Raw genomic sequence first — 11,049 nt, 5'->3', positions numbered from 1 at the left:
CCGCCAGCAAGGCTCGACCCGACGGCGTCAGCCGGGCATTCTTGTGCACGTTCATCCGGGGAGCTCTTCGGTTGAGGTTGGTGCTTTGCAACCCCAGCTTCTCAGCCCAACCCCGGGTGAACAACCTTCATAGCTTCGACACCTAGGCGACCGTGGGTGCCGCCGTGATCGTGATCGTGACCGTTAGCGCAGAAAAGGCGACGGCCGGTTGAAGGGGCTCCCCTAGCGCAGGTCTGAATATCGTTACTTTATTGCTGCAATCTTGTCACGTTTCGCCCTTTGCTGCATGGTTCCGCATATGGGGGTTTCTGATAAAACGGCGCTTTGGCTGGCGACGCATGTGATGCCGCATGAGCCTGTGGTGCGTGGCTGGCTGCGGCGTGGTCGTTACCTGCACGCCGACATCGACGACATCATTCAGGAATCCTACGCCAAGCTGGCCTGCGTGTCGGATGTTGGTCATATCCAGAACGTGCGAGCCTACTTTTTTCGCACCGCTTATTCGGTGGTGGCGGATCGGCTTCGACGTAAGAACGTCGTGCCTATGACGTCGCTCGCCGAGGTTGAGCATCTGCAGACCGGAATCGACGAGATAACGCCCGAGGACAGTCTTTCGGGACGCAACGAACTGCAGTTGCTCGCCGACATGCTTGCGCGCCTGCCGGACAAGACACGCAGGGTGTTTGTCCTGAGCCGCGTCTCGGGCCTGACACAGAAAGAGGTGTCGCGCCGCACCGGCATACCGGAAAGCACGGTCGAAAAGCATATTGCAAAAGCGTTGCGTTTATTGATAGCGGCCTATGCCGATGGCGGACATGATGCGGTGCTCGCGTCTAGGATAGAGAGAGCGGACAAAGGGTGGCGAAGGGCTGATGGCCGGGGAGACCAGTCGGGAGATTGACCAAGCGGCGGCCCAGTGGGCCGCGCGGCTTGATCGCGCTCCGCTGTCGCCTGGCGATCAGGCGGCGCTGGACGCGTGGCTACAGGGCGACATCCGTAGATTGGGCGCCTATGCCAAGGCGCGGGCGGTGGCGGTGCATAGTCTGCGCGCCGCGGCCCTGACGGGTGGCGATCTGGAGCGTGCCGCACTGCAGGACATTCCGCAACTGGATCGACGCGTCCTTCTCGCGGCGTCGATTGGGGCGGGCATGGTCGGTGGAGCGGGCTTGATGGCCGCCTGTTGGCGCAAGGCGCAATCTTTCGAGACCCGTAAGGGAGAGGTCCGCACCATCGCGCTGGACGACGGTTCGTCCATGATGCTGAACACCCTGTCGCGGGCCAGCGTCCGCTACGGTCGCGACACGCGTGAGATCGTACTGACCTTCGGGGAGGCCTTGTTCACAGTCGTACGCGACAGTCGGCCCTTCGTCGTTCAGGCGGCGGGAACGGCCATTATCGCGGGTTCGGGGCGGTTCGTGGTCAGGCGGCTCGAACAAGCGCCGCTGAGTGTTCTGGCGCTTGATTCAGCAGTGCAATTGCGGCCGCGCGGGGCGTCTCTGCTGCGCGTGGAGCCCAGCCGCGCCGTCGCGCTTGAGGAGGGTGTGATCCAGGAAGTCGCCGTGGACGCGGCGGCTGTGGATCGAGCGCTGGCCTGGCGCGACCGGCGTCTCGCCTTCCAGAACGGCACGCTTCGCGACGCCGTCGCCGAATTTGCCAGGTTCAGCGACACCCGGATCGAGATCGCTGATCCCGCGGTGGCGGACCTGCGCATCACCGGGCTGTTTCGGGCTGACGATCCGGTCGCCTTTGTGCGAGCGGTCACGATCAGTTTGAACCTTCACGCCACTGTCGGCCCGGATGTAATTCGCCTTCGGCGCGGAACGATCTGAAGCGACAATTGGAGGAATAGTCTCCGACCCCGCGTCTTAGAAATGTCCGTCTCAGACGGAGGTTTCAATTGTGGGTAAGGGTCGGGGGATTCCTATGGATTCGTGGAAACGATGTTTGACGGCGGGCGCTGCGAGCGCAGCCTTGCTATTTGCCGCGACGGGCGGGCAGGCGCAGGACCGTAGTTTCAATGTGCCGGCCCAGCCGTTCAGCCAGGCGATCCTGGAACTGGCGCGCCAGGGGGGAGTGCAGATCTCGGCGCCGACCGCGCATTTGGGGAATGCGCGGACGCCGTCGGTGACGGGGACGATGGATGTCGAACAGGCGATCGCCCAACTGGTCGCCGGCACCGATCTCGAGATTGCAGCCCGCCAGGGTTCGCTGATCACCCTGCGTCAGCGTTTCCGGACGCCGGACGCGGCGCAGGTCGCCGACGTCGTCGTCGTCGGCAGCCGGATCGGCGGGACGCGCATCAACGAAGCCCTGCCCATCACGGTCATTGACGCCGACGACATCGACGCTATCGGCGCCACGGACAGCGATGATCTGTTCCGCGCCATCGCCCAGAACGGCGACGTCAATTTCAATGACGCCGACACCGACAACGGCGGCATCAACAACGCCCGTGGCGATGTCGCCTCGATCGACCTGCGCGCGATCGGCACAGGCAACACCCTGGCGCTGCTGAACGGGCGGCGGCTGGTGCTGCACCCTGGCACCCAGGTCGAGAACTTCGTGCCGGTCACCACGGTCAACACCAACGCCATCCCGACCATGGGCATCCGTCGGGTCGAGGTTCTGGCCGATGGCGCGGCGGCCCTTTACGGGACCGACGCCGTCGCGGGCGTGGTCAACACTGTGTTGCGCAGCAATTTCAAAGGCTTCACCGTCGAAGCCGGCATGGGCCGCGACGAAGGCGGAATGGAGGAATATTCCTTCAACTTCCAGGCGGGCAAGGATTTCAATCGCGGCAAGACCAACGTCTCGGTCATGGGCGATTATCTGACCCGCGACCCGCTCTACATCTGGGAGCGGGACTACGCCACGGTGGTCGGGCGAGTCGCCCGCTTCAACGGTCGGGCCGAAGGACTGGATTACGGTACCTACAGCACCATCACCGCATGGGCCGAAGGCATTCGCCTGAATCCGACCACCTATCAGCCGGCCGGTGCGACGACCAAGGTCGACGGTCAGACCCTGACCGCGGCCTCGGGCACCTTCCACATCCAGCCGAGCACCAATCCGGGCTGTCTGGCCAACGGTTTCATCGCCGGCACCTGTTTCGACAACTCGACGCTGGCGACCACGAGCGAAGACAACAACCTCCGCTACGACCTGGACACGATGCGGACGATCACCTCGGCGGTGGATCGCGCCAACCTGTTCACCTTCATCAATCATGAGTTCGATAACGGCGTCGAGTTCTTCGGCGAGCTTGGATACTACTGGGCCAACACCTGGTCTCAGCGTCAGCAGGATACGCCGCTGGCGGTCCAGCGCGTGCTGATGTCGCCTACCGCTTACTGGAACCCGTTGGGCGCCGTGGGCGTCACGGCGCGGTTGCCTGGGCTGGTGACGGGAACCGGCACGACCGCCTTCCCGACCGGCGGAGCGGCGGTCGAAATCCAGGACTTCCGTTTCTCGGACCTGGGTTATCGCAGCGTGGACGTTGAAAACGAGACGACGCGCTACCTGGGCGGCTTGCGTGGCCGCCATCGCGGTTTCGACTGGGAAACCGGCCTGCTGTATTCGAAGGCGAGCGTCGCCGACGTCATGGACGGCATCAGCATGACGAACCTCCAGACCGCCATCAACATGACCACGCCGGCGGCCTACAATCCGTTCGTCGGCGGCAATCTGAACAGTCCCAAGGATGGCGCTTTCGACGTGAATGACGCCGAGACGCTCAAGAGCATCCTGGTGCGGGTGAAGCGGGTCTCCGAAACCGAGCTGATGCTGTGGGACTTCAAGATCTCGAATCCCGAGATCTATCAGTTGCCGGGCGGTCCTGTGGGCTTCGCGACCGGCGTCGAGGCCCGCCGTGAGACCTTCGCCGAGGATCGCGACGACCGCCTGGACGGCAAGATCACCTTCACCGACCTGGCCGGCGGGAAGTCGCAGAGCGACGTCATGGGCGTCAGCTTCACGCCGGACAGCAGCGGCGCGCGCAACGTCATATCCGCCTTCGCCGAACTGGCGATCCCGGTCGTTTCGCCCGAGATGAACATTCCTTGGGTCAAGTCGATCGACCTGCAACTCGCCGGACGCGTCGAGAACTATTCGCTGTTCGGCACGGTCGGAGCGCCCAAGGTCGCCATGGCCTACCGGCCCACCGATTGGCTGATGTTCCGGTCGTCCTGGTCCAAGGGTTTCCGGGCGCCGAACCTGCTGCAACTGCATCAGCCTGATTTTGAGCGTTCGAACAGCCGCCGCGACTATGCCGCCTGCGCGGTCCAGTTGGCCATTAAAGCGATCCCGACGCTGACCAGCACCAACGATTACTGCACGTCCGAGTCGCGTGTCGAGCAACGTGCGGGCAATCCGAACCTGAAGCCCGAGCATTCGGACAACTTCAGCGCAGGCGTGGTGTTCGAGCCGAAAATGTGGCCGCGCCGGTACGGCGACCTGACCTTCACGGTTGATTACTGGCAGATCGAACAGACGGATCTGGTCGGCATCCTGGGCGGCACGAACCAACTGATAATGGATTACTATCTGCGTCAGGTCGGCAGCTCGAGTTCGAACGTCATCCGCGCGGCGCCGAACGAGCAGCAAATCATCGATGGTCAGGCGGCGGGCCTGGCCCCGGTCGGCACCCTGTTGTCCATCAAGGACGACTACATGAACCTGCAGCCCCGCAGTTCGGCGGGCATCGACTACCGCCTGTATTACAACCTGCGGAACACGCCGATCGGCAACTTCCGCTGGTCGCTGAACGTCAGCCAGCGCACCAAGCTGTTCCAGGAAGCAAGCGAGGATCACCAGATCCTGCTGGACGCTGTGGCCAACGGCACGATCTCCGGCGTGACTGTGGGCGGCGTGGAGGATCTGTTGCGCCGAAACGGACGTCCGACTTGGAAAGCGTCGTCGACCGTCACCTGGAGCGACGGCCCCTGGTCGGTGGGGCTGTTCAGCAGCTATGTCAGCGACTTCTTCGACACCACGGCGACGATTACCGGCACCAACGACTATTGGGTGATCGACGAGTGGCTGACGCACAATCTGTACGTCCAATACACCTTCGACAAGGACGGCTGGGCAGGGGGCGCGCGGGTTCGTGTGGGCGCCCGGAACATCGAAGACAAGGATCCGCCGCTGGCGGACGACCGCTTCGGCTACAACGGCAGCGTTCACTCGAACCGCGGTCGCTGGTGGTACGCCACGATCCGCAAGAGCTTCTAAGCGCGTGAGGGGAACGTCGCCGAATTCGGCGACGTTCCCGCTGGCGGCCAGGGTCGCCGGATACTTGTAATTTTCGACGTCCAGGGAGTTTCCCGATGTCTATTCTTTCCCCGTCGACAGGCGCGGGACGTCGACCGCTCGCGCGTGTTGCGCGCCTTTGGTTCGGCGTCCCGCTGTGGCGGCGTATTCTGCTGGGACTGGTGCTGGGGGCGGTCGCCGGACTGCTGCTCGGCGAGGCGGCGGTCGATCTGAAATGGATCGGCGACGTCTTCGTGCGCCTGATCCGCATGCTCGTCGTTCCTCTGGTGTTCGTCACCGTTGTGGCGGGCGTGGCGGCCATGTCCGACCCCGGCCGCCTGGGGTCTGTCGGGGTCAAGACGATTTTCCTCTATTTCACCCTGATGCTGACCGCCTCGGCCGTGGGGCTGGCGGTCGGCGCCCTGATCCGGCCGGGAGACGGCGTCGACCTGAGCGGGGTGGCGCCTCAGCCGGTGGCCGAGGCCCAGAGTTTCAGCGACACCCTGATGAACATCATCCCGCTGAATCCCGTGGCGGCCCTGGCCAGCGGTGATGTGCTGGCGGTGATCTTCTTCGCGGTGCTGTTCGGTGTCGGCCTGTTGGTCGTCGGCGACGAGGGAAGGCCGGTGAAAGCCGCCTTCGATTCCGCGGCGGCGGTGATGCTGCGTATCGTCTATTTCGTCATGGAGTTGGCGCCCTTTGGCGTGTTCGCCCTGATCGCCTGGGTGATGGGCACCAGCGGGCCGGCCGCTTTCGTCAGCGTGTTCAAGCTGGGGGTTTGCGTCCTGCTTGGCTCTCTGATCCAGACCCTGCTGATCCATGGCGGGCTGTTGCGGTTCCTGGCCCGCGTCCCGGTCCTGCCCTTCTTCCGCGACATCGCCGATGCGGTGGTGGTGGCTTTCTCCACCTCGTCGAGCTCGGCGACCCTGCCGGTCGCCATGCGCGTGGCGCAGAGGAATCTGGGGGTCAGTCCGGCGATCGCTTCCGCGGTCCTGCCGATCGGCGTGACGCTGAGCATGGATGGAACGGCGCTCTACGTCGGCCTGCTGGCGACATTTTCGGCCCAGGTGTTCGGCATCGACCTAGCCCTGACCGACTATCTGGCGATCATGGCGGTGACGACCCTGGTGGCGATGGGGACGGCGCCCGTGCCTTCGGCCTCGCTGTTCCTGCTCGCAGCCGTCCTGTCGGTGATCGGTCTGGGCGCCGAACAGACTGCCCTGATCGTCGGCTTTATCCTGCCGTTCGACCGGCCGCTGGACATGATCCGCACGGTGCCGAACTGCACCAGCGACCTGTCCGTGGCGGTGACTGTCGCCCGTTGGGAAGACGAACTGGATATGGCGTCCTACCTCGCCAGGCCCGTCGAATGATGCGGTGTTCCACGGAGGGTGCGATCAAGCGCATGAAGGACGGGCCAGCCGCCGTTATGGCGCTTCTGGCGATGGGGCTGACGCTGCTCGCACCGGTGGAAGCCGGCGCGCAGACCGCCGCGGCCGAGCCGCGCGACCTGTTGAACTACGCCTCCATCCATCATCCGGTGATCGGTGAAAGGGGCATGGTGGTCAGCCAGAACGCCATCGCCAGCCGGGTGGGCGCTGACATCCTGTCTCAGGGCGGCAACGCCGTGGACGCAGCGGTGGCGGTGGGCTTCGCTCTCGCGGTCACCCTGCCGCGGGCCGGCAATCTGGGCGGCGACGGCTTCATGCTGGTGCATGTGGCGGGTGAAAACCGAACCTACGCCATCGACTATCGCTCGACGGCGCCCCAGGCCGCGCGGGCGGCGCTTTACCTCGCCGAGGAGGGAGGCGATCCGCAAGACGCGCGCTACGGCTACCGCGCGTCCGGCGTGCCCGGCACGGTCGCCGGCCTGGCTCACGCGCATGAGCGATGGGGGCGGCTGTCCTGGGCGCAGGTCGTCGAGCCGGCGCGGCGGCTGGCCGCCGACGGCGTAACGCTGAGCCGCGACGAGGCCTTCGCCGCCGCCTGGGCCGAGCGGATGGTGGGGCGCTGGGAGGCGGGACGGGACGTCTTCCGCAAGCCTGATGGTTCGCGCTACGTCGCCGGCGACCTATGGCGACAGCCGGATCTGGCCTGGACGCTGGAACAGATCGAACGAGGCGGTGCAGGGGCCTTTTACACCGGCGCCGTGGCGGATCGCATCGTGGCCTCGATGCGCAAGCACGGCGGCCTGATCACCCATGCCGATCTCGGGGCGTATCGTCCGCTGGAGCGCACGCCGCTGGAGACGGAGTATCGCGGCCACCGCGTCGTGACCATGCCGCCGCCCAGCGCCGGCGGGGTCATGCTGCTGGAGATGCTGAACATCGCCGAGAATTTCGACCTGAAGGCCTCGGGCTCGAATACGGCGGCGACCCTGCATCTGATGGCCGAAACCATGAAACTGGCCCAGCTGGACCGCACCCGCTACATCGGTGATCCTGATTTCAGCCGACTGCCCACCCTCCAGTTGACCGCTCAGGCCTACGCCGATGGGCGGGCCGCGCTGATTGATCCTGTGCGCCTGTTGCCGCGCACCCGATTGACGCCGGGGGACCCCTGGGAGGTCGAAGGCATAGACACCACCCATTTCTCGGTCGTCGATGCGGAAGGCAATGCCGTCGCCAACACCTATACGCTGGGGTCGTCCTACGGCTCGGGCGCGGTGATCGATGGGGCGGGCTTCCTGCTCAACGACCAGATGAAGACCTTCAATCGCAGGATGGACGCTCAGGGGCGGCCGCTGACCGCCAACGGCATGGAGCCGGGCAAGCGAATGATCTCGACCATGGCCCCGACCATCGTGTTTCGCGATGGTCAGCCCTGGTTGGTGACGGGGACGCCGGGGGGATCGACCATTCCGAACACCCTGTTCCAACTGATCGTCAACGCCATCGACCACGGGATGAACATCGCCGAGGCCACCCAGACCCCTCGTGTCCATCAGGATGGGGCCACGGGCGCGCTGCTGGTCGAGCCGGGGATCAGCGCCGACACCATTCGCCTACTGCAGGGGCTAGGTCACAGGGTCGTGGTCGATGAGACCATCGGCAGCAGTCAGTCTATCGCCATCCAGGACGGCCAGCGCCTGGGCGCCGCCGACACGCGCCGCCCGGACGCCGAGGCGGTCATCGCCGACGAATAGTGAAGAGAGGCAACAAGATGAAAACTCTGAGCATCGCGGCGGGACTGGGCGTCCTGCTGTTGGCCGCAGCCGCTCCGGTCCTGGCGCAGGAGGCGGAGGACGCAGCGCCGACGCTTGAGGCGTCGGCCAAGGCGCGCGGCGAGCGCGTCGTCTTCCGAAGCCTGGACGAGCAGCGCACTGAACTGGTCGGCTATCTGTTCCGCCCCAGCACCCCGGTCGAGGGCGGGGCGCCGGCGGTCGTCCTGATGCACGGACGGGCAGGGGCCTATTCGTCGCTGGCGAACGGGATCTATGACGCGAGCACCCTGACCCTGCGCCATCGCTTCTGGGCCGAGTATTGGGCCGCGCGCGGCTACTACGCCCTGATCGTCGACAGCTTCGGCGCGCGGGGCCACCCGGCGGGATTCGCGGCCGGGACCTATGCCAGCCGCCCGGCGGACATCAACGAGGTGACGATCCGTCCTCTTGATGCCTATGGTGCCCTGCGCTTCCTGCGAAACCTCGACGGCGTCGATGACGATCGCATCGGCTTGATGGGTTGGTCGAACGGAGCCAGCACCGTTCTCGCGGCCCTGGCCGACGACAAGCCTGGCGACATGCGCCGCATCGGCTTTCGCGCCGGCATCGCCATGTATCCCGGCTGCGGTCTTCAGGGGCGGTTCCGGCGTCAGGGCTACAAGACCTATGCGCCGATCGAGGTGCACATAGGGACGGCGGACGAAGAGGTGTCGCATGACAGTTGCCGCGATCTGACGGCGGCCTCACGTGCGGCGGGGTCGGAGATCACTTTCCGTTCCTACCCCGGCGCCAACCACAGCTTCGACGATCCGGGCCGTCGTCGGCAGTCCGTCCGGGCCAATGCCGAGGCGACGCGGGCGGTGCGTGAACGCGCCGGGGTCTTCTTCGCCGACGCCCTGGCGCCGCGCTGATCATGAGGGGGGCATCGGAATGAAACGCTTCACGCTCGGCGCCGCCGCGCTTGTCGCCGCCCTGGCGGTGAGCCCGGTTTCAAGAGCCCAGGCGCAGGAACCGTTCGATCTGTTGATCCGCGGTGGCCTGGTCTTTGACGGCGGGCGGAGCGAGCCTGTTCTGGCCGATGTCGGGGTGCTCGGGGATCGCATCGTGCTGGTTGGCGCAGCGCCTGCTGACAGCCGTGCGCGGGAGGTGATTGATGCGCGCGGCCTGTGGGTCACGCCGGGCTTCATTGATCCCCACACCCACTACCTGGCGGACCTGATGTCGGCTGACGCCGGACGACGCAGCCTGCCGGCCGCCCTGCTGCAAGGCGTGACGACGGTTTTTGTCGGTAATGACGGCACGTCGTCAAACAACGGCGTCGGCGCGATGTTTGAATGGGCTGGGACGAATGGCATCGGGCCGAACCTGGTCAGCTACGTCGGCTTCGGGACCGTACGGCGGCAGGTGATGGGAGAGACCGACAGGCCGCCCACCGCCGACGAACAGTCGCGTATGGCCGCCCTTGTGGCGACGGCGATGTGTGAAGGCGCGATGGGGCTGTCGACAGGGCTGTTCTACGCGCCCCAGAACTACGCAGCGACCGACGAGGTCACGGCTCTGGCCCGGGAGGCGGCGCGACGGGGCGGGATCTATGACACCCATCTGCGCGACGAGTCCTCTTACGGCGCCGGCCTCGAGGCGGCGGTGCAGGAGGCGATCGATATCGGGCGCGGCGCGAACATTCCTGTCCATATCGCCCATATCAAGGCTCTGGGCGTGGATGTTCATGGTCAGGCGCCGGCGATCATCGACCGGATCGAGGCGGCGCAGCGCGACGGGCTGACGGTCCATGCGGATCAGTATCCATGGGATGCGTCCGGCACCGCATTGGCGGCGGCGCTACTGCCGCGATGGGCGCAGGCCGACGGCGAGGCGGCGCTTATGCAGCGCCTTGACGATCTCGAGCAGTCCGTCCGGATTCGACAGGAAATGGCCGACAACCTGCGGCGTCGCGGCGGGGCGGAGTCCCTGCTTCTGACGGCGGGCGCGCCGCGCGAGGTGCGCGGCCTCACCCTCGGCCAGGCGGCTTTGCTGTGGACGACGGACCCCGTCGAAGCGGCGATCCGGGTGTTGCGCGCCGGCGGTTCTTCAGTCGCCTCCTTCAACCAGACGGAAGCCGACATCCGGGCCTTCATGCAGCGGCCCTGGGTCATGACGTCCTCGGACGCTTCCGCCGGTCACCCGCGTCGCTACGCCAGTTTCGCGCGTCTTTACGACCTCTATGTGCGTCGCGAAGGGGTTCTGTCTCCGCAGGCGTTTGTCCATCGCAGCACGGGGCTGACGGCAGAGACGTTCGGGCTGGCGGGGCGGGGCAGGCTGCAGCCCGGCGCCTATGCCGACATCGCTGTATTTGATGCGGAGCGGTTCTCGCCGCAGGCCACCTATCTGGAACCCGAGCGGCCGGCAGAGGGCATGGTGCATGTGGTCGTCAACGGTCGCCGCGCGGTGGCGGATGGGAGAATGACCGATATTCTGTCGGGACGTTCCTTGCCGCGCGACCCTGGCGAAACCTGCCGCGTTGCCAACCAGGTCATGGGTGCAGCGCCGCGCTGATCGGTCAGCACCAGCGGTCCTCATCTCTGTTCACCCCTGTCGGAGGGGCCACGAACGGCAAGGTTCTCGGGAACCTTCGGCCAGGT

7 protein-coding genes are annotated in these 11,049 nt (G+C 65.7%); all 7 read left to right on the top strand.

Annotated features, from left to right (window positions below; all coding sequences use genetic code 11):
* Nucleotides 1–262: 262 nt before the first annotated feature.
* The 7 genes from AB4Y68_RS08110 to AB4Y68_RS08080 all read left to right on the top strand — a co-directional run bounded on the left by AB4Y68_RS08110 (nucleotide 263) and on the right by AB4Y68_RS08080 (nucleotide 10,963).
* A complete protein-coding gene (locus tag AB4Y68_RS08110; RefSeq protein WP_441455004.1) occupies nucleotides 263–901 on the top strand; it encodes an RNA polymerase sigma factor in 639 nt (212 codons plus the stop codon).
* Nucleotides 873–1,829, top strand: a complete 957-nt coding sequence (locus tag AB4Y68_RS08105) for a FecR family protein (protein ID WP_441455003.1) — start codon at nucleotides 873–875, stop codon at nucleotides 1,827–1,829. The genes AB4Y68_RS08110 and AB4Y68_RS08105 overlap by 29 nt, the downstream gene beginning before the upstream one ends.
* A 142-nt stretch (nucleotides 1,830–1,971) precedes the next feature.
* Complete coding sequence (locus tag AB4Y68_RS08100; RefSeq protein ID WP_441455002.1) at nucleotides 1,972–5,229, top strand: TonB-dependent receptor; 3,258 nt, start codon at nucleotides 1,972–1,974, stop codon at nucleotides 5,227–5,229.
* Between the two features lie 95 nt (nucleotides 5,230–5,324).
* The gene (locus tag AB4Y68_RS08095; protein ID WP_441455001.1) at nucleotides 5,325–6,620 is read left to right on the top strand and encodes a dicarboxylate/amino acid:cation symporter; all 1,296 of its coding nucleotides are present in this window, start codon (nucleotides 5,325–5,327) and stop codon (nucleotides 6,618–6,620) included.
* Nucleotides 6,621–6,652: 32 nt separating this feature from the next.
* On the top strand, nucleotides 6,653–8,392 hold the full coding sequence (ggt, locus tag AB4Y68_RS08090) for a gamma-glutamyltransferase (protein ID WP_441455000.1): 1,740 nt from the start codon (nucleotides 6,653–6,655) through the stop codon (nucleotides 8,390–8,392).
* Nucleotides 8,393–8,409: 17 nt separating this feature from the next.
* Nucleotides 8,410–9,321 carry a dienelactone hydrolase family protein gene (locus AB4Y68_RS08085; protein WP_441454999.1) on the top strand — a complete coding sequence of 304 codons (912 nt, stop codon included), beginning with the start codon at nucleotides 8,410–8,412 and terminating at the stop codon, nucleotides 9,319–9,321.
* A 19-nt stretch (nucleotides 9,322–9,340) separates the two neighbouring features.
* On the top strand, nucleotides 9,341–10,963 hold the full coding sequence (locus AB4Y68_RS08080) for an N-acyl-D-amino-acid deacylase family protein (RefSeq protein ID WP_441454998.1): 1,623 nt from the start codon (nucleotides 9,341–9,343) through the stop codon (nucleotides 10,961–10,963).
* The last annotated feature ends 86 nt before the right edge of the window (nucleotides 10,964–11,049 follow it).

Source organism: Brevundimonas sp. 2YAF1, assembly GCF_052114745.1.
GTDB lineage: Bacteria > Pseudomonadota > Alphaproteobacteria > Caulobacterales > Caulobacteraceae > Brevundimonas.
The sequence above is the reverse complement of the archived record's forward strand: the minus strand, read 5'-3'. Positions and strand labels throughout refer to the sequence as shown.